Genomic DNA, 24,491 nt, shown 5'->3' with positions numbered 1-24,491 from the left:
ACTGCGGCCGGTTCGCACCCGCCTCGGCGTCAGGCGAGCAGCCGCTGCTTGATGTCCGGCTTGAGGACCTTGCCGACGGTCGAGCGCGGCAGGTCGGCCCAGACCTCGATCTGCTTGGGGGCCTTGACGCCGCCCAGGCGCTCTTTGGCGAACGCCCGCAAAGCCTCGGGCTCGGCTGCCCGGCCTTGGTGGAGCTGGACGACGGCGGTGACGCGTTCGCCCCACTTCTCGTCGGGAAGCCCGATCACCGCGCAGTCCTGCACGTCGGGGTGGTCCAGGAGCGCCTTCTCGACCTCGGCGGAGTACACGTTGAAGCCGCCGGTGATGATCATGTCCTTGAGGCGGTCGACGATGAACAGGTAGCCGTCCGCATCGAGGTAGCCGACGTCACCGGTGTGGTGCCAACCGTGCCGGGACGCCTCGGCGGTGGCCTCCGGGTTCTTGTAGTACCCGGGCATGACCAGCGAGCCGCGGACCACGATCTCGCCGCGCTCCCCCGCCGGCAGCAGGGTCCCGTCGCCGGCCATGATCCCGACCGTGACCAGCGGGGTGGGCCGGCCGGCCGAGGCCAGGCGTTCGCGCACGACCGTGCCGTCGGCGTGCACGTGGTCGGCCGGGGCCATGGCGGCCACCATCATGGGCGCCTCGGTCTGCCCGAAGAGCTGGCCGAACACCGGGCCGAGGCGCCCGATGGCCTCTTCGAGCCGGGCCGGCGCCATCGGTGCGGCGCCGTACCAGAGGCACTGCAGCGACGCGGTGTCGGTGGAGTCCAGTGCGGGGTGGGCGAGCAGCGCGTACAGCAGGGTCGGCGGCAGGAACGTGTGGGTGACCCGGTGGCGTTCGACGAGCGCCAGGAACTCGCCGAGGTCGGGGCGCGGCATGACGACGATCTCGCCGCCGCGGGTCAGGACGGGGAAGCACAGCACCCCGGCGGCATGCGTGAGCGGCGCCAGCGCGAGGTACACGGGCCGCGGGCCGATCGGGTAGCTCATCAAGGTGAGCGCCGACATGGCCTCGATGTTCCGCGCGCCGAGCATGACGCCCTTGGGCCTGCCGGTCGTGCCGCCGGTCCCGGCGATCATGACGATGTCGTCGGCGGGTGCGGCTTCCCACGGCTCGGCCGGGAGGCCGGCCGTCCAGGTGCGGAACGGGACGGCGCCCGCCGCCGAGCCGTCACCGCGCCCTTCGTGCCCGGGTTCGCCGTCGTCGAGGCGGACCAGGGTGCGCAGTTTCGGGAGGTCGCCGCGGATGCGTTCGACCAGGGGGGCGAACGCGCTCTGGAAGATGAGCGCGGTGCAGTCGAGCAGGTCCAGCAGCTCGCGGTTCTCGGCCGCCTCGCTGCGCGGGTTGACGGGGCACCACACCGCGCCCGCACGGGAGATGCCGAAGACGCACGCGAACGCGGTGGAGTTGTTGGCGGAGAGGACCGCCACCTTGTCGCCGGGCCGGATCCCGGACCGGTCGAGTGCCCGGGCCACGCGCCAGGAGAGTGCGGTCACCTCCCCGTAGGTGAGCGTGGCGCCGTCCATGGTCAGGCACGGCCGGTCGGCGCCGAGGGATGCGCCCTTGTCGAGGTAGTCGCAGAGCCGCATGGACCGCTCTCCTGGTCTGGTGAGGTCTGGGGAGGTCTAGGGAGGTCTGGTGAGGCCGGGTCGGGCGCGGCACGGGTCGCCGCACGCGGTGTTCGGACGGGCGCGCTGGGGGAACCGCGGCGGGGGCGGCCGTGGGAAGGGACCGGCCGCCCCCGCTGCGGAGTCAGCGGCGCACCGTGACCTCGGGCTCCATGGCCAGGCCGAACGCCTGGAGCTGGCCGAGGAGTTCGCGGTGGCCGAAGGCCTGGCAGGCGGACGCGAACCCGACCCGGCGCGGGGTCTCCTGGATGAGCGAGAGCGCGGCGTACGCCTGGAGGACCGCGGTCTGCTTGTAGTTGGAGTTGCCGTGGATCACGCAGTGCACGCGGGCGAGCGGTCCGGAGGCGTGCACCGAGTCGAGCGAGGTGTTGATGCGCGGGTTCTCGCGGGGCGGCATGCCGGCCTGCACGGACCCGGCGATCTCCGCGAGCGCGGCGTCCTGCTCGTCGGCGGGGAGGGTCTTGATCTGCTCCTGCACGAGCTTGACCGTGGCGATGACGCCTTCCATCACCGTGCGGTCGAAGACGCCTCCGGCCACCTTGCAGTTCGCCACCCGCGGGTCGTCCTTGAACCAGACCGGGTGGCTGGTGCCGCCCCAGGGCAGGGCGAGCGCTGTCTCGTGCTGTCCGGGGACGGCCACCTCGAAGGTGCTCAGCGGGTCCCACTGCTTGTACTGGTTCTGCTCCAGGTAGAACCAGTCGGCCTTGAGGATCGTGAAGATCGTCTGGGTCGAGGCGTAGGTGGGGAAGCCCTTCCAGAGCACCAGGATGTCGAGGGTGTCGACGCCCGGGGTCTCCAGGCAGATGTTCGCGGCGATCTCGCCGGTCGTGTACATCTGCGCGATGCCGGGCGAGAGCAGGAGGCCGGCGTCGGCGTACTTCTGCCCCCACCGGGCCTGCGCGTCCAGGACCCAGTCCTGCTCGCCGGTGGTGTCGAGGTAGTGGCAGCCGGCGGCCAGCGACGCCTCGACGACCTCGGGACCGTACTTGATGAACGGGCCGACCATGTTGCTGACGACCTTGGCGCCGCGGAACAGTTCGGTGAGCGCTTCGGTCTCGTGCGGGACCTCGACGACCTCGTGGTCGACGTCCTCGATGCCGGGGACGCGGTCCAGGACTTCCTGGATCCGGGCCTTGTCGCGCCCGGCGGCGATGAAGGGGATGTTGTACTCGCGCAGGTATTCGCAGACGAGGCGTCCGGTGTAGCCGGAGGCCCCGTACACGACGACGGGCTTGGCGCTGCTGGTCATGGGCCGCTCTCTCGGTCTCGTGTCTCGGCGGGGTGCGCGGCGCGGAGGTGCGCCGGGCACGGGTGCGTGGGGCAGGTACGCACGGACCAGGGCAGGACGGACGCCGCCTACATGCCCATGCCGCCGTCGACCGGCAGTCCGGCGCCGGTGATGAAGCGGGCCGCGTCGGAAGCGAGGAAGACGACGGCGTCGGCCATGTCCGCGACCTCGCCGAGCCGGCCGAGCGGGGTGAGTCCGATCACGTCGGCGACGGCCGCCTCGGGGCTCGGCCACAGGCCCAGCGTCTGCATGTCCGCGGCGAGCCGGAGGCCCATCTCGGTGGCGACCAGGCCCGGGTAGACGCAGTTGACGCGCACCCCGTAGCCGAGCTTGCCGGACTCCAGTGCGGCGACCCGGGTGAGCCGGTCGACCCCGGACTTGGTCGCCGAGTAGCCCGCGATGCCGGGGAACGGGATGGTCGCGGCGACCGACGCGATGTTGACCACCGAGCCGCCCTGCCCCGCCGCACCGCCGGGCCGCATGGCCCGGAACGCGTGCTTGACGCCCAGCGCGGTGCCGAGGACGTTGATCTCCAGCATGGTCCGCACGTCCGCGGGGTCCAGGTCGACCACGAGGCCGGAGATCTCCACCCCGGCGTTGTTGACGACGACGTCGAGGCCGCCGAAGGACGCGACGACGGCGGCGACCGCCGCTTCCCACTGCGCGTCCTCGGTGACGTCGAGGGCCACGAATTCGGCGCGCACGCCGTCCGCGACCAGGGCTTCCGCAGTGGCCTTGCCGGCTTCGGCGTCGCGGTCCGCGACGGCGACCGCGGCCCCGGCGCGGCCGAGCGCGGCGGCCATCCCGGCCCCGAGGCCGCGGGCCCCGCCGGTGACGAGGGCTGTGCGTCCGGTCAGGTCGTACCCGTTCATGGGCGTCTCCTTGAGCCATCCGTGTGAGGTGCCGCACAGCCTAATAAAAACTTGACGCTTGTCCAGGAAAACTTGGACGCCTGTCAAAATTCTTCAGGACGAGCGTCCAATCCGACTGCCCGCACCACATCCGCCCGCGCTAGGCTGCGGGCACGCCAGACACGACGAGGCACGACGCCGGCCGACGGGAAGCACACGCGCTATGACCCAGGTTGCAGACCAGGGCCGGGACAGGATCTCCCGCCGCCAGGTGGACAAGTTCGAGGAGCGGCGCCGGCAGTTGGCCGCGTCCGCCATGCGCACCCTCGCCGAACTGGGCTACGCCCGCACGAGCCTGCGCGACATCGCGCAGAACTCCGAGTTCTCGCACGGCGTCCTGCACTACTACTTCCGCGACAAGGCCGAGCTCATCACGTACTGCGTACGCCAGTACAAGATCGACTGCGTGACCCGCTACGACGCGGTCATCACCACCGCGGACACCCCCGAAGGCCTCGCCGACGGATTCGCCGAGGCCATGGCCGCGACGCTGCGCGAGGACGCGCCGATGCACCGCCTCTGGTACGACCTGCGCAACCAGAGCCTCTTCGAGGAGGCCTTCCGCGCGGACGCCCGGGACATCGACGAGAGCCTCGAGCGCATGGTGGGCCGCATCGTCGCCCAGTACGCCGAACTCTCGGGCCGCCCGGCCGCGTTCCCCGCCGCCACCGCTTACGCGATGTACGACGGCCTGTTCCAGCAGGCCCTGCTCCGCCACTTCACCGGCGACGCCTCCGCAGCCGCCACCCTGGCGGAAAACCTGCGCGCGACCCTCCCGGCGATGCTGGCGCCGAAGCCGGCCTCCCGCACCAAGCGCAGCTGACCCGGCCGGGCGCCGGGGACGTCGGTCAGGGGCGGGATCCGTTCTCCGCCGAATCGCCCGGGCCGGACCGGACGGCCGCGGAGTCGGCCGGCGTCGCCTGCGGCGCGGCGGATTCGGCGGAAACCGCCTTGAGCGAAAGGGAATTCGACGCGGCCGCCTTGTCCGGCGCGGGTACCCGAGCGATCGGGCGGGTCGGGCCGGTGCGGGCGTGGGTGGCGTACATCGTGAGTCCGACGAAGGCCAGGCCGCCGACCAAGTTGCCGACGATGGTCGGGAGTTCGTTCCACAGCAGGTAGTCCCACAGGGAGAAGTCGCCGCCGAGCATGAGTCCGGACGGGAACAGGTACATGTTCACGATGGAGTGCTCGAAGCCCATGTAGAAGAAGACCAGGATGGGCATCCACATGCCGATGACCTTGCCGGAGACCGAGGTCGAGATCATCGCGGCGACGACTCCGGTGGAGACCATCCAGTTGCAGAGCACGCCGCGGATGAAGAGGGTGAGCATTCCGGCCGCGCCGTGGTCGGCGTAGCCCACCGTGCGGTTCTCGCCGATGGTGCCGATGGCCTTGCCGACCGCGTTGGGCGATTCGGTGAAGCCGTAGGTGAAGGTGACCGCCATCATCAGCGCGACGACCAGTGCGCCGGCGAAGTTGCCGACGAAGACCAGGCCCCAGTTGCGCAGGACGAGGCGCGGGCGGACGCCGGGGCGCTTGTCGATCAGGGCGAGCGGCACCAGCGTGAAGACGCCGGTCAGCAGGTCGAAGCCGAGGAGGTAGAGGAGACAGAACCCGACCGGGAAGAGCAGTGCGCCGGCGAGGGGTTCGCCGGTCTGCACGGTGATGGTGACCGCGAACGCGGCGGCGAGCGCGAGGATGGCGCCGGCCATGAAGGCCCGTATCACCGTGTCGCGGGTGGCCATGAAGACCTTGGCCTCGCCTGCGTCGATCATCTTGCCGACGAGCTCCGGTGGACTCACGTACGACATGAAGGCGCTCCTTCACTGGGGCAACCGGGGGCTGGGGACCCGTTCCGGGCTTGCTGCGGCCTGGAACGGCAGTCGTGCGACGCCGTTTTCGCGCCAATGCCTGCGCAGGAAGAAGTGCGTGCGGTCGGGCCGGTCCCGGGTCCGGGAACGGCAGTTGCGGACCGTGCGGGCGTCGGGTCCGCGGCGCACGGCGTGCCACGGTACCGCCACGCCCCCGCGCCCTGCAGTACTCGCGGACCGGGCATTTCGGCGTGGGGGATGCCACAAGAAGCAGGCCTGACCGCGCCTGCGGGCAGGGGGTGATTCCGGCCACCGGAGGAACGCCGTTCCCGATCTTGCGGATCGGCTGCGACCTGCAGGGCTGTGGTTCCTGGCTCGCCTGTCGGGGCGGCGAACTTTGGCCGGTGCGAGGGCGTCACCAACAGGGCTACTCGGCGGTAGCCTTCAGCGCACGGCCCGGACTCCACAGGGAGTCCGGTGTTTTGGCACGGGGACGTCGGAACACCGGGTGCGCGTACGGCCAGGCACCCGGAGTGCCGAGGACGATGCCCCGGGTCCGTTCCGCATGCGCCGAGGGCATTCGGCGTGCTCGGTCCTCGGCACAGCGGACCGGTTCGACGGACGGAGGGATGCCGAAGTGGCACGGCACTGCACCGGCGTACGGCACGGGGAGTTACGCGGAGCGCGGCCGGAGGCCCGCACGGGCGGACGGGCAGGCGCACGAGGGGGTGCGCGGTGACCTCCGAGGCGACGCCGCAGGGCACGGCCCTCCCCCAGGAAGCCGGGCATCCGCGCCGGTGGCTGATCCTCATCGTGATGATGCTGTGCATGTTCATCACGGTGATGGACAACAACATCATGACCGCGGCACTGGCCTCGGTGCAGGAGTCGCTGGGTGCGACGAACGCCGAGCTGCAGTGGTCGATGGACTCCTACACGCTGACGTTCGCGGCGCTGATGCTCGCCGCGGGCGTGCTCGGCGACCGGTACGGACGGCGCCTGGTGCTGGTCGGCGGGCTGCTGTTCTTCGCGGCCGCATCGGCGTTCGGCGCCTGGTCGGGCGATCCCGCGCAGCTGATCGGCTGGCGCGCCGCGATGGGCATCGGCGCGGCGGTCGTGCCGGGCTGCAGCATGGGCGTGATCAGCAACGTGTTCCCCGAGGGCGAGCGGGCGAAGGCCTTCGCACTGTGGTCGATCTCGGCGGGCCTGGGCATCGCGGCCGGCCCGGTGATCGGCGGGGCGCTGCTCGGCGGGTTCTGGTGGGGCTCGGTCCTGCTGGTCAACGTGCCGTTCGCGCTCGTCGCGGTGGTCCTCACGCTGATGTTCGTCCCGGAGAACCGGGACCCTGCGCCGGGCCGGCTGGACCTGGCCGGCGTGGGGCTGTCGATCGCGGGTGTCGGCACGCTGGTGTTCGGCATCATCTCGGGCGGCGAGCCGGCCGGCTGGGGCCGGGCGATCGTGCTCGGTTCGATCGGCGCGGGCATCCTGATCCTCGGCCTCCTGCTGGTCGTGGAGCGCCGGGTGGGCAACCCGGCGGTGGACCTGTCGCTTTTCCGGAAGCGGTCCTTCGCGGCCGGTTCCGCGGTGCTGTGCACCTCGGCGTTCGCGATCATGGGGGCCGGCTTCGTGCTGGTGTTCTACCTCCAGGTCGCGCGCGGCTTCAGTCCGCTCAAGGCCGGTCTGCTGATGCTGCCGGTCGCACTCGGCGCGATGGTCAGCGGGGCGCTCGGGGCCTCGCTGGCGGACCGTTTCGGGTACGTGGCGGTGGTGGCCCCCGGAGCGCTGCTGATGGCCGCCTCTCTGGCGTTCTACGGCACCATCGAGCAGGACACCTCGCTGGTGGTCATCGAGATCGCGCAGACCGCGGCGGGGCTGGGCTTCGGGGCCACGCTGGCCCCGGTGATGGCGGTGGCCTTGTCGGAAGTGCCGCCGGCGAGAGCGGGCGCCGGGTCCGCGATCGCGAACACGATGCGGCACACCGGCACCGCCTTGGGCATCGCCGTCCTGGGCTCGGTCCTCGGCAGCGTGTACCGCGGCCAACTGGGCTCCGCGGGCGACGGGTTGCCGGACGAGGCGGTCTCCTCGCTCGGCGCCACGCTGCGGGCGAAGCCGGAGATCGCCGAGCCCGCGCATGCGGCGTTCATGGATGCGCTGCACGCGTCGATGCTCGTCGGTGCGGGCATCGCGCTGCTGTGCGCGGTGGTCGCCCTGACCTGCCTGCCGGGACGGCCGCGTGCCGATGTGGCGGTGGCGGGTTCCGCGCCGCAGGCGGCGCCGGACGGCCATGCCGATCTGAAGGGGAGCCGCGCCTGAGCGATCCGCCCGGCGGACTGCGACGAAAGGCGAACAGCGCGACTCGCTTCCCGCACCGCACATGACGCTCCGTCATGGCCCCATGTCCAGGACCGAGAAGACCTGCCGCCTTCTCGGTCCTGGCCCTTTTCGGGGCCGTCCGGTGCGGACGTGGCGCCTACCCGGTGCGGCCTGAGAGCACGGGAGCACAGCGGACCGGACCCATGACGACCATGCGGAGCTGAGGGGAAGCCAGATGACCGAGCACAACGTCCTGCCTGTCGACGTCGCCGATCCGGGAGAGGCCTGGGATCGCGGCCCGCGGCAGGGCTGGCCGCCGCACGGAGCGGACGCCGACCCGTTCGACACCGTCGTACGCAACGTCCAGCGCCTGGCCGCCCGGGTGCCCGCCCGCGAAGCGGTCACGTACGTCCCCGACTTCCCCGACGAGCAGCCCGAAGCGACCCTCACCTACGGCGAACTCGACACCCGGGCAAGGCAGATCGCCGCATGGCTGGCCGAGAACTGCGCCCCCGGCGACCGCGCCGTCCTGCTCTACCCGAACGGGACCGCCTTCGCCTCGGCCTTCTTCGGCTGCCTGTACGCGGGCATCGTGGCCGTCCCCGCCCCTCTGCCTCTCAACAGCAGCGGCAGCCAACTACGGCGCCTGCAGCGCATCCTGGATGCCGCGGGCGCCTCCGTCGTCCTGATCGACGCCGAACACCTGCCGCTGGTGGCCGAATCCACCGAGGGCACCGCGGTGCGCTGCGTCGCGACCGATGCCGCACCGCTCGGCGATGCGGCGGCCTGGCGGCACCGCCCGGTACGCCGCGGGGACCTGGCGATGCTCCAGTTCACGTCCGGCTCGACCACCGAGCCCAAGGGCGTGATGCTCTCGCACGAGAACCTCGCCTACACGATCGACCTGATCGTGCGGGCGTTCCATCTGCCGCCCCGGATGAACACCGCGAGCTGGCTGCCGCTCTACCACGACATGGGTCTGATCGGCGGGTTGCTCATCGCGCTGCGCAAGGGCGGGCAAGCAGCGATGATGTCGCCGACGGCGTTCCTGCGCGACCCGTACCGGTGGCTCGAACTCGCCGGGCGGTTCAGCGCCGGACTGAGCCCGGCACCGAACTTCGCGTACGACCTGTGCGTCCGGCGGATCCCCGCGGAACGCGCCCTCGGCCTGGATCTGGGGTCGTGGCTGGTCGCCGCGAACGGCGCCGAACCGGTGCATGCCGGCACGCTCGCCGCGTTCCGCGAGCGCTTCGCCCCGGCCGGGTTCCGGGCGGACAGCATGTGCCCGTGCTACGGGATGGCCGAGGTCGGGCTGTTCGTCACCGGCAACGCGCCGGTGGAGGACGCGGTGGTGACACTCGTGCACGCAGAGCCCTTGGAACGCGGGGAGTTCGCGCCGGTGGCGGCACCGGACGAAGCCGCAGGCGCGGCGCGCCGGGCCGCGCCGGGGCGTTCGGATGACTCGGCGTACCGCTCGCTCGTGTCGAGCGGGCCCGACCCCTTCGGCTACGACGCCCGCATCGTCGATCCGGAGTCGCGCCGGGAGCTGCCGGACGGCCGCGTCGGGGAGATCTGGCTGCGCGGTCCCAGTGTGGCGCTGGGGTATTGGGGGCTGGACGACGAGACCGCGGCGGTGTTCGACGGGCACACCGACGACGGCGAAGGCCCCTTCCTGCGTACCGGCGACCTCGCGGTGCGGGCCGGCGGGCAGTTGTACATCACCGGGCGGCTGAAGGAACTCATCATCGTCCGCGGCCGCAACATCTACCCGCAGGATCTCGAGGCGAGGCTCGGCGCGCTGGATCCGGCTTTCGCGGCCGGCAACACCGTGGCGTTTGGCGTGGACTGCCCGGACGGCGAGCATGTCGTGATCCTCCACGAACTCGACGCGCAGAAGGGGGAGTCCGTACCGCCGGCCGACCTCGCGGGCATCGCGATCGCCGGCCTGACCAAGTACGCGGGCGTGGCGGTCGCGAACATCTGCTTCGTGGCGCCGGGCACGATCCGGCACAGCACGAGCGGCAAGAAGAGGCGCACGCACATGCGCGAACTGTTCATGACGGGTGCGTTGCAGCCCCGCTACGAGTCGCTGGAGACGGCGGTCCGGGACGGCTACCGGTCGACCGGACACGTGTAGGGCTCGTCCGGCGCCAGGGCTCAACCGAGCCCTGGCGCCGGTCACAGCCGGCCGCAGCCGGTCTCAGCCGGTCTCGGCGCCGCTCTCCGCACCCGTGTCGGCGAGCTCGTGCCGTGCCACCGTGCGGTATTCGTCCGGCGCGAACGTCCGGATGCGCTTGTTGAGCCGCTTGGTCGACCACGGCCAGATGGTGCTGTTGCGGCCGTTGCGGTCGATGTAGTTGCTGTTGCAGCCGATCGGCGTATAGACCGTGGTGCCGAGGGCCTTCTGGAGTTCGGTGTTGTAATCGTCCTGCACGTCGGCGCGGACCTCGACGGCGTGCCAGCCGTTGTCGCGCATCGTGGTGAGCGCGCTGAGGGCGTAGCGGACCTGGGCCTCTATGCCCGCGATCGCCGAGCCCGTACCGGAACCCATGTTGGGGCCGAGCAGCATGAACAGGTTCGGGTAGCCGTGCACGTTGGTGCCGAGGTAGGCCTGCGGGCTGCCCTCCCACATCTCTTCGAGCGTGCGGCCCTTCTCGTCGCGGATCTTGCCCGCGATCGGCGGGTCGCTGTAGTGGAAGCCGGTGCCGAACAGGATCGCGTCCACCTCGCGGGCGGTGCCGTCCGCGCCGATCACCTTGCTGCCCTCGATGCGGACCAGCTCCTGCGGGATGACCTCGACGTTGTCCGAGGCGACCGCCGGGTAGTAGGTGTTGGACAACAGCACGCGCCGGCAGCCCATGATGAAGTTCGGTGTCAGGATCTCCCGGAGTGCCTTGTCCTTGACGCCGCGTCGGATATTCCAGAGCGCGAGCTTCTGGAGTGCCGGCATCGCCTTCGGGTGGCGGAAGAAGAAGCCCAGGGATTCCAGGATGCCGAGTTGCGTCTTGCGCATTGCCTTCAGGGCCCCGGGGTACTTGCGGTACATCTTGCGTTCGAATTCGGACAGGGCATAGTCGGTCTTCGGAATGATCCACGGCGCGGTGCGCTGGAAGAGGTGGAGCTTCTCCACCTCGGGCTGCACCAGGGGCAGGAACTGCACCGAGGACGCGCCGGTGCCGATGACCGCGACGCGCTTTCCCTTGAGGTCGAAGTCGTGGTCCCACTGCGCGGAATGGAAGACCGCGCCGGGGAATTGGTCGAGCCCGGGGAGGTCCGGGACGAGCGGGGCGCTCCACGGCCCGGTGGCGGTGACCAGCACACGGGCGGTGTACGAACCGCCGGTGGACTCGACCTGCCAGGCCTGTCCGTCCCAACGGGCGGACTTCACTTCCTCGTTGAAGCGTATCGAGCGTGTCACGTCGAACTCGTCCGCGGTCCGCTGCAAGTAGTCGCGGAGCTCGGGTTGTTCGGCGTAGGCGCGCTTCCAGTCCGGATTCGGCGCGAACGAGAAGCAGTACAGCGAGGCCGCGATGTCACATGCACAGCCTGGGTAGTTGTTGTCGCGCCAGGTCCCGCCGACCTCGGACCCACGCTCCAGCACCAGGAAGTCGAACCCCGCGCGGCGTAGCCACGCGCCGGCTGCGACCCCGCCGGGACCGGCACCGATCACCAGAATGTCCCCCACCGTTGTCATGACGCGAAGGTATTTTTCGCGCCGACGGGCAGTCAACGCGCTGGGTTGTGCCTATCCCGTGCCTCGTGAGGAGCAGAAGTTTCCCCGCATTTCGGGCACGCGAAAGCAGTTGTGCCGGGCAACACCGGCACAACTTTCCGGTCGTCCGAAATGCGTACTGGGGCAGCGCGGTCGGTGGCGCGGGCTCAGCCGTGCGCGCCCGGGAACCTCTCGGCGATCCAGTCGGCAATCACGTCCGCGACGATGTCGCGCGCACCGTCCGGGGTGCGGAAGTAGTGGTCGCCGGCGAGGTCGTCGGGGCGGGTCTTGTCGGTGCTCCCGATCGCCTTGTGCACGAGATCCGCGTCGCTCGGGAACACCCCGGTGTCGGCGTCCGCGTTCAGGACGAGCGCGGGCACCGTGACCTTCGCCAGGTGCGCTTCGGAGCGGCACGGCGACGTGGCGAGGCTCCACATGTCCAGCCAGTTGCGCAGTGTCGTCTCGCCCGCGATGCCGCGGCCGCCGCGGTTCGCGGCGCGCACGTCGCCGCGGTAGCACCGGCCCGGCCGGCGCCGCGTGGGCTCCAGTGCCGGGTCGGCCATGCGCGGATCGGCCCAGGTCCGGTGGACCGCGAACGGCCGGTCCCAGTAGCCCGCCGCGGTGATGCGGTCGAGTTCGGCCTGCGCCCACGCCGTGATCCGGTGGTTGCGGGCCACCTGCGCGGCGCGGTAGCGGGCCACGAACTCCGCGGTGAACGGCGGCCCGTTGGCCGGATCGAACAGGTCGAGCGACGGATCGGTGCGCGTCAGGTCGTCCTCGTCGGTGACGGCGGCGTCCATCCACGCGGTGAGCACGTCGGGGCGGCCGAGGTGGGCGGCCAGCGAGATGTACGCGTCCGCGGGGAGGAGTTCGCCGGCTCCGGGGGCCGGCGGCAGCCCGATGCCGGGCGGGACGCACGGCTCGACGGCCTGCGACTGGTACGCGGCCATGAGGGACCCGCCGCCGGAGTTCCCGAGCAGCACGACGTGCTCGACGCCGGCCTGCTCCTTGAGCCAGCGCACCCCCACGCCGATGTCGACCAGCGCCCGGTCGAGCACGAAGTCGCCCTCGTAGCCGCGGTACCGGGTGTTCCAGCCGAGGAATCCGAGGCCTCGCGCGGCGAGGAATTCGGCGAGATAGTGCTCCGCGAAATCGATCTGGTAGTGCGTGGCGATGAGCGCGACGCGCGGCCGTGCGCCGTCCGGGGCGTGGTAGAGCCCCTGGCACGGGTGGCCGCCGGCCCCGGCGCGCGGCGCTCCCGGCGATTCGCTGCCGACGAACTCCGCAACCGTCGGGCGCATGGTCCGCGGCCTGCCCGGCTTCCCCGTCCCGGGGGTCATCGCGGCCGGGCGGCCGGGACGACACCGAACCGGTCGACGGCCGGGTGCCGTACGTCGTCCTCGTTCAACTCGCGGGTCCAGGCCGCGAATTCGAGGAGGATGCCGTCCGGGTCGAAGAAGTACATCGACCGCACGTAGGTGCCCTCGTTCATTTCCATGCTGACGCCGCGCTCGCTGTCGTCGTGGTTGAGCACGGGCCCGGTGACCACGCCTTTCGCCTCCAGCTTGGCCTTGTACTCCTCGAACCGGTCCGCCGGGATCTTGAACGCGACGTGGTTCATCGACGCGTGCGCGGTGCGGATGTCGCCCACCCCGGGGAGTGCGGATGCCGACGCCACGCCGGGTGCGCGCTCGGGAGCGTCCCGGAACCAGAAGAACGCGAGGAACTGCCCGCCGCCCATGTCGAAGAAGAAGTGCTGTCCCCCATCCGGGATTTCGACGGTCTTGGCGAGCCGCATGCCCAGGACTTCGGTATAGAACTCGACCGTCCGCTGCATGTCCTGGCAGACCAGCGCCAGGTGGCACAGTCCGCCGAGCTCGAATTCGGTGTTGGTCATGGCTTCCGCCTCCCCGCCCCGATACCGGTGTGGCGACGCTAGTCCCGTCCGCCGCGAAGGGTCAAGAACGAACGATCGCTAAGTAGGGTGCATCGCACACTTCCGGCCGACGTTTGGACGGACCGGTCGTGGGACACGGGTCGAGGGCCGACACGTACCCGGGAACACACCCGGGAACGCACCCGGGAAGCGGAAGAGGAGTCGTCGATGAAGGTGTTCGTGGTCGGGGCCGCAGGCGGCGTCGGGAGCAGGCTCGCCCGGCTGCTGGCCGATGCCGGGGACGAGGTCACCGGGATGTTCCGCAATCCCGCGCAGGCCGATGCCGTGCACGCGGCCGGAGCCACCGCACTGGCCGGCGACCTGATCGGCGACTCGGTCGACGACCTCGCCGCGAAGATGGCCGGCCACGACGCGGTGGTGTTCTCGGCCGGTGCGCACGGGACCGGCCTGGACAAGACGACGCTGATCGACGGCCGCGGGCTGGAGAAGTCCGCCGAGGCCGCGCTGCGCGCCGGGGTCCGCAGGTTCGTGCTGGTGTCGGTGTTCCCGGACGCGGGCCGCGGGCGCGAACCCAGCGCGGGCTTCGAGCACTACATGAAGGTCAAGAAGACCGCCGACGTGTACCTCGTCCGGACCGCACTCGACTGGCTCATCGTCCGGCCCGGCACGCTCGTGGACCGCCCCGGCACGGGACGCGTCACGGCGGGCCCGGCCATCGAGTACGGCGACGTGCCCCGGGACGACGTGGCGGCCTTCATCGCCGCCGCCCTGCACCAGCCGGGGCTGGGCCGCGGCATCGTCGAACTGACCGGCGGCGACACCCCGGTCGGGGATGCGGCCGCCGGCCTGGTGGAGCTTACGTCCTGAGGTTCCGTGGTCCGGGCGGCTCGGCCGGGCGCCTCAGCGCAGGCCGTGCCGCCGGGACACCAGCCGCTCCGCCGCGGTCCGGGACAGGAGGCGCCGCAGCGCGAACACCAGCGGAGCGTTGCTGCCCACCGCGTACAGCGGCTTCGGCCGGCCGGCCTCGATGGCCTTCACCACCGTCGCCGCCACCGCGGCGGCCGAAACGCCTTCGGCCTCATTGCTGTTCAGCGCCGCCAGCATGGTGCGGTACTCGGCGGTGAACGGAGATCCGTCGCGCAGGTACTCGGTGCGGCGCTCGCTGATTCCGGTGTTGATCGAGCCCGGCTCGACCGTGGTGATGTGCACGCCGTAGGCCGCGAACTCCCGGCGCGCGGCATTCGCGAAGCCCTTCACGGCGGCCTTGGAGGCCACGTACGACGAGCGGTAGGCCAGCGGGAAACTGGCCAGCATCGAGCCGACCATGACCACCCGCCCGCGGCGGCGTTCCCGCATGCCCGGCAGCAGCAGCTGCGACAGCCGGACCGCGCCGAAGACGTTGGTCTCGAACAGCCGCCGCACCGCGTCCATCGGGAGTTCCTCGAACGGGCCGCTCTGGCTCTCCCCCGCGTTGTTGACCAGCACGTCCACCGCACCGGCCGCGGCCGCGCATGCGGTGATGGACGCGTCGTCGGTCAGGTCCAGGCGCAGGTACTCCACACCCGCGATGGGCGCGGCGACCTTGCCGGGTTCGCGTGTCGTGCCGAAGACCCGGTATCCGCGGGCCACCAGCGCCTCCGCGACCGCCGCGCCGATGCCCGACGACGCCCCGGTGACCAGCGCAGTGCCACCGGTCGCCCGCGTACCGGAGGTCCCGCCGCCGCTCATCCGAGCGCCTTCGCGAGCGCCCGCCCGGCCGCCCGGCCGGAGAAGATGCAGCCGCCGAGGAACGTCCCCTCCAGCGCGTTGTACCCGTGCACGCCGCCGCCGCCGAACCCGGCCACCTCGCCCGCCGCGTACAGCCCTTCGAAGGTGCTCCCGTCGGGGCGGACGACCTGCGAGTCCAGCGTGGTCTCCAGGCCGCCGAGCGTCTTCCGGGTCAGCACGCGCAGGCGGACCGCGATGAGCGGACCGTGCGCGGGGTCGAGGAAGCGGTGCGGCGCGGCGACCCGGGTGATCTTGTCGGGCCAGTAGGCCCGGGCGTTGCGGACCGCCATCAGCTGCAGGTCCTTCGAGTACGCGTTCGCCACCTCGCGGTCGTGCGCCACCAGTTCGCGCTCGACCTGCGCGAAGTCGAGGGCCGGCCCGGGGGCGATGGCGTTCATGCCGTCCACCAGTTCGCGCAGCGTGGGCTTCACCACGAAGTCCTCGCCGTGGTCCAGGAACGCCTGGACCGGACCGGGCGCCCCCTTCTTCACGCGGGACAGCACGAGCTTGAGGTCCTTGCCGGTCACGTCCGGGTTCTGCTCGGACCCGGACAGCGCGAACTCCTTCTCCACGATGGACCGGGTCAGCACGAACCACGTGTAGTCGTGGCCGGTCCCGACGATGTGCCGGAGCGTCGCGAGGGTGTCGTGGCCGGGGAACAGCGGTGCGGGCAGCCGGCGTCCGGCGGCGTCCAGCCACAGCGACGACGGGCCGGGGATGATCCGGATCGCATGGTCGGGCCAGACCGGGTCCCAGTTCTTGATGCCCTCGGTGTAGTGCCACATGCGGTCGCGGTTGACGATCGAGCCGCCGGCGCCTTCGGTGATCTCCAGCATGCGGCCGTCCACGTACGCCGGGACGCCGGTGATCATCGACTGCGGTGCGGGCCCGATCCGGTCCACCGGCCAGTTCTTGCGCACGAGTTCGTGGTTGCCGCCGATGCCGCCCGAGGTGACCACGACGGCCTGCGCGCGCAGTTCGAACTCCCCTTCCGGGGTGCGCGACGACGCGACGCCGCGCGGCTGCACGGACGCCTCCAGGACGGTCCCGCGCACACCCGCGGCGGCGCCCTGCTCGACGATCAGGTCGTCGACGCGGTGCCGGTACTTGAAGGTCACCAGACCGCGCGCCGCGGCGGCCATCACCGGCTCCAGGAACACGCGTACCACCTCGGGACCGGTGCCCCAGGTGAGGTGGAACCGCGGGACCGAGTTGCCGTGCCCGGTCGCGGTGCCCGCGCCGCGTTCCGCCCAGCCGACCGTGGGCATCACGCGCAGCCCGAGGTCGTACAGGTACTGCCGCTTCTCGCCGGCCGCGAAGTCGACGTACGCATGAGCCCATTGGCGCGGCCAGTGGTCCTCGCGCTCGCGGTCGAAGCCGGCCGAGCCCAGCCAGTCGGACATGGCCAGTTCGTACGAGTCCTTGATGCCCATCCGGCGCTGCTCGGGGCTGTCCACGAAGAACAGCCCGCCCAGCGACCAGAACGCCTGTCCGCCGAGGTTGGCCTCGTTCTCCTGGTCGACCACGAGGACGCGGCGCCCGGCCCGGGTCAGCTCGTAGGTGGCGACCAGGCCGGCCAGCCCGGCGCCGACCACGATCACATCGGCGTCTGCGCTCATCGCGGTTCCTCCAGCAAGTCGGTGGCGGCGTCCGGGCCGGGGGCGGCGTCCAGGTCCCTGGTGTCGCCGCCGGGCGTGCTGTAGGCCGCCAGGACGCTCATGAACAATTCCTCGCGCCGGGCCCACGCCCCGGGGTCGTCCGGTTCCAGGAGCACCTGGACGGCCGTCCCGTCGTGCACCGCGACCAGCGCGCGGCCGAGCGCAGCCTCGTCGCGCACCTGCCGCCCGGTCCGGGCCAGCGCGGCGACCAGCACCGGCAGGACGGTGTCCTGGATGGCCTGCTCCCGGGCCGCCATGACCCTGCGCAGCGCCGGGTTGCGCAAGGCGTGCGCGGTGAACTCGGCCGTCACCCGGTACCAGGCGTCGTCCACCGGAATCGCGGCCAGCGCGGCCCGCAGCGCCTGGCCCGGGTCCTCCGCCGAGACCTCGGCGAGCGCGGCCCGCACGTCCGCGAGCATCCGCGTGGACCGGTCCTCCCACATGGCCAGGAAGACCTCGTCCAGCGAGGTGAAGTTCGAGTAGAACGCGCCGCGCGTGAACCCGGCCCGCTCGCAGAGCCGCTCGACGGTGGTCCGCCCGAAGCCCTCCTCGGCGAACGCCTCCATCGCGGCGTCCAGCAACCGCTGCCGCGTCTGCGACCTCCGCGCACTGACCGCCGCCGTCATCACCCGCCGCCTCGCGCCACCGGAACCCGGCCCGGGCGTTCTCGCCCGTCGGATACAAAAACGTATCCGATGCATTCCTGTATCGACAAGGGTCGCGGGGGCCGTGTCGGCGGTCCGGGAACCGGGCTGCGGGCCGTCTGGCTTCCCGCGTCCGGTCGGGATATGACGGTGCCGCGGCGTCCGTCCGAGGAGTCGTCGTATCCGTCGGGAGGAGCTCCGGTGCAGCAGTCAGGGCAGCAGTCAGGGCAGCAATCAGGGCAGGCAGTGTGGACGGTCCTCGACGAGGGGCGGGCCTCGGAGGTCGAGGTCCGCACCGGCCCGGACGGCGGCGTGTTCCTGGGCATCGAAGCCGTGCAGACCGCGCTGGGGTGGGCGTGGCAGGAGTACGGGTGGTGCCGGGGCGACGTCTGCATTCCGCACACGTCGACGGTGCCGGTGCGGGGCGACGACGGGCTGGTCGATCTAGCGGCCTTCGCCGGGGTGCTCGGGCGGCCCTATGCGGTCGAGACGGAGGCGGCGGTGGCCGTCGTCGGGACTGCGGCAGCCGGGCTGGGGGCGGGCGCCGATGGGGAGGCTCCGGACTTCGAACTGCCGGACGTCGACGGGCGGATGCACCGGCTTTCGGATCTGCGCGGGCGCAAGGTGGCGCTGAACTTCTGGGCGTCGTGGTGCGGGTGCCGGTGGGAGCTGCCGCACTGGGAGGCGCGCCACCAGGAGCTGAGCGGCCAGGGGTTCGTGCTGCTGAGCGTGTCGCTGGACCACCGGGTCGAGGACGCGCGGCCGTGGATCGAGGAGGCGAAGCCGACGCATCCGGTGGTCGTCGACACGGAGCAGCGGGTCGCGGCGCTGTACCAGGTGGCGAATGTGCCGACGGTGGTGTGGATCGACGAGGCGGGCCGGATCGTCCGCCCCAACGACACGCAGTACCCGTCGGACACCTTCACGGTGTTCACGGACGTGCCGTCCGGTCCGGCGATGGCCGCGCTGCGGCGGTGGGTGACCGCCGGCGACAGCGGCCTGACCGAGGAGGAGGTGGCCGCGCACACGCCGACGGCCGATGCGGCCGGGCAACAGGCGCGTACCGAAGCGGCGTTGGCGGTGTGGCTGGTCCGCAACGGGCACCCGGATGCGGCGCGGCGGCGCTACGAGCGGCTGGCCGCCGAGTCCCCGGAGCACATCTCGCTGTGGCGGGCGCTGATGCCGCTGCTGGACGTGGACCCGCTGGGCGAGGAGTTCTTCGCCAAGGCCGCGCTGCTCCAGGAGGCCGGGATCCCGCTGGCCCGGCCCCTCCCCGTGGGGAACGGGACCGGGCCGGACGCAGGCGGGAACTAACCGGACGCCGTCGCCGTGCCGTCGGGGGCGGCAAGGTCGGCGGCCGCGGGGGCGATCTCGACGTTGAGGTGCTTCATCAGCGGCTGGTCGCTCTGCTCGCTGTAGTCGCCGGCCGGGCACAGGACGTTCATCTCCGGCATGTAGCCGGCCGCGCAGCCGGGCGGGATGTCGTACGCGACGGCCGTGTAGTTCCGCAGATTTCGCTGCGTGCCGTCCTTGGCGAAGCTGGTGATGTCCACCAAGTCCCGGTCCGCGAGGCCGCGTTCGGCCATGTCGGCGGGGTTCATGAAGACGAGGGTGCGGAGGCCCTCGATGCCGCGGTAGCGGTCGTTCTCCGAGTAGATGGTGGTGTTCCACTGGTCGTGCGAGCGCATGGTGCCGAGGACGAGCCGCCCGGGGGTGGCGTCCAGGGGCGGGAGCGGGGCGTGCGAGAACTCGGCGCGGCCGGAGGGGGTCAGGAAGACGCGTTCGCGGGCGGGCTGGCGCAGCCGGAAGCCGTGCGGGAGGCGTACGCGCTGGTTGAAGTCGTCGAAGCCGTCCAGCGCGCGGGCCATGGTGTCGCGGATGAGGTCGTAGTCCTCGGCGTACTCGCGCCATGGGGTAGGGCTGTCCGGCAGCGTGGCGAGGGCGATGCCGGCCACGATCGCCGGTTCGGAGCGCAGGTGGGGCGAGGCGGGCTGCTTCATGCCGCGGGACAGGTGGACCATGCTCATGGAGTCCTCGACCGACACGGACTGCACGCCGGTGGCCTGGTGGTCCTTCTCGGTGCGGCCCAGGCACGGCAGGATCAGCGCGTGGCGGCCGTGTACGAGGTGGCTGCGGTTGAGCTTCGTGCTGACCTGGACGGTCAGTTCGCAGCGGCGCAGTGCCTCGGCGGTGTACGGGGTGTCGGGGGTGGCGAGGGCGAAGTTGCCGCCCATGCCGACGAACACCCGGACTTCGCCGTCGTGCATGGCCTGGATGGTGCGTACCGTGTCGAGCCCTGCCTCGCGCGGCGGTTCGATGCCGCAGGCGTCGGCGAGGCGGTCCAGGAATGCGTCGTCGGGCCGGTGGTTGATGCCGCAGGTGCGGTTGCCCTGGACGTTGCTGTGCCCGCGGATCGGGCAGGGTCCGGCGCCTTCGCGGCCGATGTTGCCGCGCAGCAGCAGGAGGTTGACGATCTCGCGGATGGTGTCGACCGCGTGCTCCTGCTGGGTGACGCCGAGGCACCACGCCACGATCGTGTGGGCGCCGGCGCGGTACATCTCGGCTGCCCGGCGGATCTGGCTGACCGCCAGCCCGCTGCCCTGCTCGATGTCCGTCCATTCGGTGGCCCGGCACAGCTCGCGGTACTCCTCGAAGCCCGCGGTGAAGCGTTCGAGGAAGACGTGGTCGACGGCGCTCGGGTCGGTCTCCGCGGTCTCCAGGAGCGCCTTGGCCATGCCGCGCATCAGGGCCATGTCGCCCGCGATGCGCGGCTGCAGGTCGAAGGTGCCGGTCGGGGTGGCCTTCAAGGTGGCCATCGTGCGCAGCTCGTGGGGCACGATCGTGCGTCCGGCGGCTGCCTCCACGAGCGGGTTGACGTGCACGATCTGCGCGCCGCGCCGGTACGCCTGGGCCAGCGACGTGAGCATGCGCGGCGCGTTGGAGGCGGCGTTGACGCCCAGCACGAAGATGGTGTCGGCGTGCTGCCAGTCGCGCAGGTCGACGGTGCCCTTGGCGCTGCCGATGGCCGCGGTGAGGGCACGGCCGCTGGCTTCGTGGCACATGTTGGAGCAGTCCGGCATGTTGTTGGTGCCGAACTCGCGGGCCAGCAGCTGGTAGAGGAACGACGCCTCGTTGCCGAGTCGGCCGGAGGTGTAGAACGCGGCGCGGTCCGGGCTGTCGAGGCCGCGCAGGATGTCGCCGGTGAGGGCGAACGCGTCGTCCCAGCTGATCGGCACGTACCGGTCGGTCTCCCGGTCGTACACCATCGGCTCGGTCAGCCGGCCCTGGTCCTCGAGGGCGTGGTCGGACCAGCCGGACAGCTCGCCGACGGTGTGCGCGGCGAAGAAGGCGCGGTCGACGCGCTTGTGGGTCATCTCCCAGGCGGCGTGCTTGAGGCCGTTCTCGCAGACGTCCAGGTGCAGGCCGTCCGGGTCGTCCGGCCATGCGCAGCCGGGGCAGTCGAAGCCCTCTCCGGCGTGGTTCATGCGCAGGGTGGCGCGCAGGTCCTCGACCGGGGCGCCGTGCCGACGCAGGAGGACCTTGCCGACGCTGAACGCGGCGCCCCACCCGGCCGTCGGACGGCTGTACGCGGCGGCCGGCGCCGGTCCTCCGGGTGCCGGGGCCGGCTCGTCCGCGGTCTTCGGCAACTCGTTCGCACTCACCACGGTCGCTACTCCCCCATGACGGTCCGCGCGGCGGCGTTGTCGGCGGCCCACTCGGCCTCGGCCTCGCTGATCTTCTTGGCGTGCCCGCGGATGCGGAACGCGGTGACGATCTCCACGAGGCCCACCAGGATCAGCCAGATGCCGGCGAAGACCGTCAGCACGCTGATCGAGCCGAACGGCGCCACGATCAGAACCACGCCGCCGATCGCGGTGATGACGCCGAGGAACACCTGCCAGCCGCGGCTCGGCATGTCGGAGTCGGAGACGGCCGCCATGGTCTCGGTGATGCCGCGGAACAGCCAGCCGATGCCGATCCAGACGGCCAGCAGGAAGATCGACTGGGTGGTGCCGCGGAAGCAGAACAGGCCCAGCAGGACGGACAGCGCACCGCTGATGAACGCCATCACCCGCATGGAGGTGGCGGCGTGCGTCCCGAAGGCGGCGATCAGCTGGGCCACACCGGTGATGAGCAGGTAGACGCCGAACAGCACGCCCACCACCATCAGGGTGGGTTCGGGCCACGCCAGGATGACGCAGCCGAGGGCGAGGGTGGCCAGGCCGGCCAGCAGAACGGCCTGCCAGGCGGCCTGCGCGAGCTGGCCCCACATGCCTTGGATGCTCGGATTGGTCTCGGTTTCCATGGCTTCCACGCTCCTAGCCGTGCGCGCCGTGCGGCGCATATCGGCGGATACGCGCCATCACGGATCCCACCTCGACTAGAACAGCGTCCGATCACTCCCGCAACGCGAGAGATGCGACGGCGGGCCGCCGGCCGGGACCGCGGGCGGCAGAGGGCGGGAGGGCAGCGGGCGCGCGGGCGGCGAGAAGCCGGGTCGGCGAGGGGGTGCGCGGCGTCGCAGGGCCCCGTGATCGAGCCCCCCCGGGCACGGGGCCGCGCCGGTGTCAGTCGTCCGCGAGGGCGGATTCGATGTCGCGGACCACGCGCCACATCGGGGTGCGGCGCTTGGCGATGACCACGACGACGTCGTCGGGCTCGGTCGCCGCGGCGCCCGGGGAGCCGTCGCCGGTGTCGGGGCTCCACGTGCGGCGCACGAAATCGAGGGCGTGGTCGACGGCTGCGGCCGCGTCGCCCTCGCCGTCCGAGCGCAGCCAGCCGCGCAGCGCGTTGTTGTGCGCGGCGACCACGGAGGCCGCCAGGACGTCGGCGCGCAGCGCGTTGTCCGGGCGGTCCGCGAAGCGGCCGCGCAGGTAGTGGGCCAGGGCGCTCTCGTAGCGGCGGACCACCGAGAGCTCGTAGGTGCGCAGGCCGGGGACCTGCTTGGTGAGCCGGTAGCGCTGCACCGAGAAGACGGGGTCGTCGGCGTAGAGCCGGAGTACCAGGCGGGCCGCCTCGCACACGCGCTCGACCGGGTCCTCGTCGTCGGGGCCGGCCGCCAGGAAGGCGGTCATGTCGGCGAGCGAGCGCTCGTGGTCCGGGAAGACGACGTCCTCTTTGCTCGGGAAGTACCGGAAGAACGAGCGGCGGCCGACCCCGGCGAGCGCGGCGATGTCGTCGACGGTGGTCTGGTCGTAGCCGCGTTCCGGGAACAGCTGGAAGGCGGCGGCGACGAGCGCGTCGCGTATCGGGGGCTTGGCCGGTCCCGTCGTCATGGTCGGGAACCTAGCACCGGAGCTTGGCTATGGCACTCGGTGCGCATAGTCTGGGGTACTGAGTGCCATCGAATGATGGAACGCCGTACCCCTGGCAGTACCCGCTTGCCGTACCCGCTTGCCGTGCCTGCCTGCAGTTCCCCCGCTTGCAGTACCCCCGCCGCCCCGATCGGAGTGCCCGCTCGTGAACAAGGACTTTGACCTCTTCCGTCTCGGCGACGAGCACGTGATGCTGCGCGACACCGTGCGCGCGCTGGCGGAGGCGAAGATCGCGCCGTTCGCGGCCGAGGTGGACGAGCAGGGCCGCTTCCCGCAGGAGGCGCTGGACGCGCTGTCGGCCGCCGACCTGCAGGCCGTGCACATCCCCGAGGAGTACGAGGGCGCGGGCGCCGACGCGCTGGCCACCGTGCTGGTGATCGAGGAGGTCGCCCGGGTCTGCGCGTCCTCGTCGCTGATCCCCGCGGTCAACAAGCTCGGCACGATGCCGCTGATGCTGTCCGCGTCGGAGGACCTCAAGCGCCGCTACCTGACCCCGGTCGCGCGCGGCGAGGCGATGTTCTCGTACTGCCTCTCGGAGCCCGAGGCGGGCTCGGACGCGGCCGGCATGAAGGCCCGCGCGGTGCGCGACGGCGACTACTGGGTGCTGAACGGCGTCAAGCGCTGGATCACCAACGCCGGGGTGTCGGAGTACTACACCGTGATGGCGGTGACCGACCCGGACAAGCGCTCGAAGGGCATCTCGGCGTTCGTCGTGGAGAAGTCCGACGAGGGCGTCTCGTTCGGCGCGCCGGAGAAGAAGCTCGGCATCAAGGGCTCCCCGACGCGCGAGGTGTACCTCGACAACGTCCGCATCCCGGCGGACCGCATGATCGGCGAGGAGGGCACCGGCTTCGCGACCGCGATGGCGACCCTGGACCACACCCGCGTGACCATCGCCGCGCAGGCGCTGGGCATCGCGCAGGGCGCGCTCGACTACGCCAAGAACTACGTGCAGGAGCGCCGCCAGTTCGGCAAGCCGATCGCGGACTTCCAGGGCGTGCAGTTCATGCTCGCCGACATGGCCATGAAGCTGGAAGCCGCCCGCGCGCTGACGTACCAGGCCGCGGCGAAGTCCGAGCGCGGCGACGCCGACCTGACCTTCTACGGTGCGGCCGCCAAGTGCTACGCGTCGGACGCCGCGATGGAGATCACCATCGACGCGATCCAGCTGCTCGGCGGCTACGGCTACACGCGCGACTACCCGGTCGAGCGCATGATGCGCGACGCCAAGATCACCCAGATCTACGAAGGCACCAACCAGGTCCAGCGCATCGTCATGGCCCGCAACCTGCCGAAGTAGAGAAGCTGCTGGTCAGCCGGTCCTGAAGCCCTCGTAGGCGGCGCCGAATCCGGCGCTGCCCGCGAGGGCTTCGCGCTGCGCGCGGGCGCCTGGGAGGCATGTGGGAGACGCCGCACTCGCCAGGCGGAAGACCATGATCAGCCATAAGGTGCAAATCATTCCCTGGTCGCCTGTCGAGCCGGAATGGCGGTGCACTTGTGACGTCCTCGGAGGACTCGGGCCCGGCTGGTGCCGCGGTCGGTGC

The 24,491-nt window shown here is 71.5% G+C and carries 19 protein-coding genes; 6 read left to right on the top strand and 13 right to left on the bottom strand.

Features of this window, described 5'->3' with window-relative positions; genetic code table 11:
• Nucleotides 1–29: 29 nt before the first annotated feature.
• From LZ495_RS21005 to LZ495_RS20995, 3 genes are all read right to left on the bottom strand, one after another.
• Entirely contained in the window at nucleotides 30–1,592 is a 1,563-nt protein-coding gene (locus LZ495_RS21005) for an acyl-CoA synthetase (RefSeq protein WP_235054077.1), read from the bottom strand.
• Between the two features lie 163 nt (nucleotides 1,593–1,755).
• Nucleotides 1,756–2,880 carry a DUF5938 domain-containing protein gene (locus LZ495_RS21000; protein WP_235054076.1) on the bottom strand — a complete coding sequence of 375 codons (1,125 nt, stop codon included), beginning with the start codon at nucleotides 2,878–2,880 and terminating at the stop codon, nucleotides 1,756–1,758.
• A gap of 107 nt (nucleotides 2,881–2,987) precedes the next feature.
• The gene (locus LZ495_RS20995; RefSeq protein ID WP_235054074.1) at nucleotides 2,988–3,791 is read right to left on the bottom strand and encodes an SDR family NAD(P)-dependent oxidoreductase; all 804 of its coding nucleotides are present in this window, start codon (nucleotides 3,789–3,791) and stop codon (nucleotides 2,988–2,990) included.
• A 202-nt stretch (nucleotides 3,792–3,993) separates the two neighbouring features.
• Here LZ495_RS20995 and LZ495_RS20990 point away from each other — a divergent pair, with 202 nt between their 5' ends.
• On the top strand, nucleotides 3,994–4,653 hold the full coding sequence (locus LZ495_RS20990; RefSeq protein WP_235054072.1) for a TetR/AcrR family transcriptional regulator: 660 nt from the start codon (nucleotides 3,994–3,996) through the stop codon (nucleotides 4,651–4,653).
• Nucleotides 4,654–4,678: 25 nt separating this feature from the next.
• On the opposite strand, the gene LZ495_RS20985 is transcribed toward LZ495_RS20990, so the two are convergent.
• A complete protein-coding gene (locus LZ495_RS20985; protein WP_235054071.1) occupies nucleotides 4,679–5,641 on the bottom strand; it encodes a formate/nitrite transporter family protein in 963 nt (320 codons plus the stop codon).
• Between the two features lie 735 nt (nucleotides 5,642–6,376).
• On the opposite strand from LZ495_RS20985, the gene LZ495_RS20980 reads away from it, so the two are divergent.
• Nucleotides 6,377–7,954, top strand: coding sequence for an MFS transporter (locus tag LZ495_RS20980; RefSeq protein ID WP_235054069.1), 1,578 nt, complete (start codon nucleotides 6,377–6,379; stop codon nucleotides 7,952–7,954).
• A gap of 235 nt (nucleotides 7,955–8,189) precedes the next feature.
• Entirely contained in the window at nucleotides 8,190–10,091 is a 1,902-nt protein-coding gene (locus LZ495_RS20975; RefSeq protein WP_235054068.1) for a fatty acyl-AMP ligase, read from the top strand.
• 63 nt (nucleotides 10,092–10,154) lie between these two features.
• On the opposite strand, the gene LZ495_RS20970 is transcribed toward LZ495_RS20975, so the two are convergent.
• From LZ495_RS20970 to LZ495_RS20960, 3 genes are all read right to left on the bottom strand, one after another.
• Nucleotides 10,155–11,648: a flavin-containing monooxygenase gene (locus LZ495_RS20970; protein ID WP_235054067.1), complete on the bottom strand. Its 1,494-nt coding sequence runs from the start codon at nucleotides 11,646–11,648 to the stop codon at nucleotides 10,155–10,157.
• A gap of 185 nt (nucleotides 11,649–11,833) precedes the next feature.
• Nucleotides 11,834–12,967, bottom strand: coding sequence for an alpha/beta hydrolase family protein (locus LZ495_RS20965; RefSeq protein WP_235054066.1), 1,134 nt, complete (start codon nucleotides 12,965–12,967; stop codon nucleotides 11,834–11,836).
• A gap of 35 nt (nucleotides 12,968–13,002) precedes the next feature.
• Nucleotides 13,003–13,563, bottom strand: coding sequence for a VOC family protein (locus tag LZ495_RS20960; protein ID WP_235054064.1), 561 nt, complete (start codon nucleotides 13,561–13,563; stop codon nucleotides 13,003–13,005).
• A 207-nt stretch (nucleotides 13,564–13,770) separates the two neighbouring features.
• Here LZ495_RS20960 and LZ495_RS20955 point away from each other — a divergent pair, with 207 nt between their 5' ends.
• Entirely contained in the window at nucleotides 13,771–14,430 is a 660-nt protein-coding gene (locus LZ495_RS20955) for an SDR family oxidoreductase (RefSeq protein WP_235054063.1), read from the top strand.
• Nucleotides 14,431–14,463: 33 nt separating this feature from the next.
• On the opposite strand, the gene LZ495_RS20950 is transcribed toward LZ495_RS20955, so the two are convergent.
• Genes LZ495_RS20950 through LZ495_RS20940 form a run of 3 tightly spaced genes read right to left on the bottom strand, consistent with a single transcriptional unit; the run spans nucleotide 14,464 to nucleotide 17,614 of the window.
• A complete protein-coding gene (locus LZ495_RS20950) occupies nucleotides 14,464–15,291 on the bottom strand; it encodes an SDR family NAD(P)-dependent oxidoreductase (protein ID WP_235054062.1) in 828 nt (275 codons plus the stop codon).
• Nucleotides 15,288–16,949 (bottom strand): FAD-binding dehydrogenase, encoded by a 1,662-nt coding sequence (locus LZ495_RS20945; RefSeq protein ID WP_235054060.1) that lies wholly within the window; start codon nucleotides 16,947–16,949, stop codon nucleotides 15,288–15,290. Before LZ495_RS20945 ends, LZ495_RS20950 begins: the two co-directional genes overlap by 4 nt.
• A complete protein-coding gene (locus tag LZ495_RS20940) occupies nucleotides 16,946–17,614 on the bottom strand; it encodes a TetR/AcrR family transcriptional regulator (RefSeq protein WP_235054058.1) in 669 nt (222 codons plus the stop codon). The genes LZ495_RS20945 and LZ495_RS20940 overlap by 4 nt, the downstream gene beginning before the upstream one ends.
• A 219-nt stretch (nucleotides 17,615–17,833) precedes the next feature.
• On the opposite strand from LZ495_RS20940, the gene LZ495_RS20935 reads away from it, so the two are divergent.
• A complete protein-coding gene (locus LZ495_RS20935; RefSeq protein ID WP_235054057.1) occupies nucleotides 17,834–18,946 on the top strand; it encodes a TlpA disulfide reductase family protein in 1,113 nt (370 codons plus the stop codon).
• Here the strand turns inward: LZ495_RS20935 and LZ495_RS20930 are convergent.
• From LZ495_RS20930 to LZ495_RS20920, 3 genes are all read right to left on the bottom strand, one after another.
• Nucleotides 18,943–21,297, bottom strand: a complete 2,355-nt coding sequence (locus tag LZ495_RS20930; protein ID WP_308268463.1) for an FdhF/YdeP family oxidoreductase — start codon at nucleotides 21,295–21,297, stop codon at nucleotides 18,943–18,945. The two genes, LZ495_RS20935 and LZ495_RS20930, sit on opposite strands and share 4 nt — an antisense overlap.
• Before the next feature lie 5 nt (nucleotides 21,298–21,302).
• Nucleotides 21,303–21,938 (bottom strand): HdeD family acid-resistance protein, encoded by a 636-nt coding sequence (locus tag LZ495_RS20925; protein WP_235054056.1) that lies wholly within the window; start codon nucleotides 21,936–21,938, stop codon nucleotides 21,303–21,305.
• Nucleotides 21,939–22,200: 262 nt separating this feature from the next.
• The gene (locus LZ495_RS20920) at nucleotides 22,201–22,908 is read right to left on the bottom strand and encodes a TetR family transcriptional regulator (protein ID WP_235054054.1); all 708 of its coding nucleotides are present in this window, start codon (nucleotides 22,906–22,908) and stop codon (nucleotides 22,201–22,203) included.
• 229 nt (nucleotides 22,909–23,137) lie between these two features.
• Between LZ495_RS20920 and LZ495_RS20915 the strand changes: the two genes are divergently transcribed.
• Nucleotides 23,138–24,247, top strand: a complete 1,110-nt coding sequence (locus tag LZ495_RS20915) for an acyl-CoA dehydrogenase family protein (protein ID WP_235054210.1) — start codon at nucleotides 23,138–23,140, stop codon at nucleotides 24,245–24,247.
• Nucleotides 24,248–24,491 lie beyond the last annotated feature (244 nt).

The sequence above is a fragment of the Yinghuangia soli genome (genome assembly GCF_021502675.1).
Lineage (GTDB): Bacteria > Actinomycetota > Actinomycetes > Streptomycetales > Streptomycetaceae > Yinghuangia > Yinghuangia soli.
The sequence above is the reverse complement of the archived record's forward strand: the minus strand, read 5'-3'. Positions and strand labels throughout refer to the sequence as shown.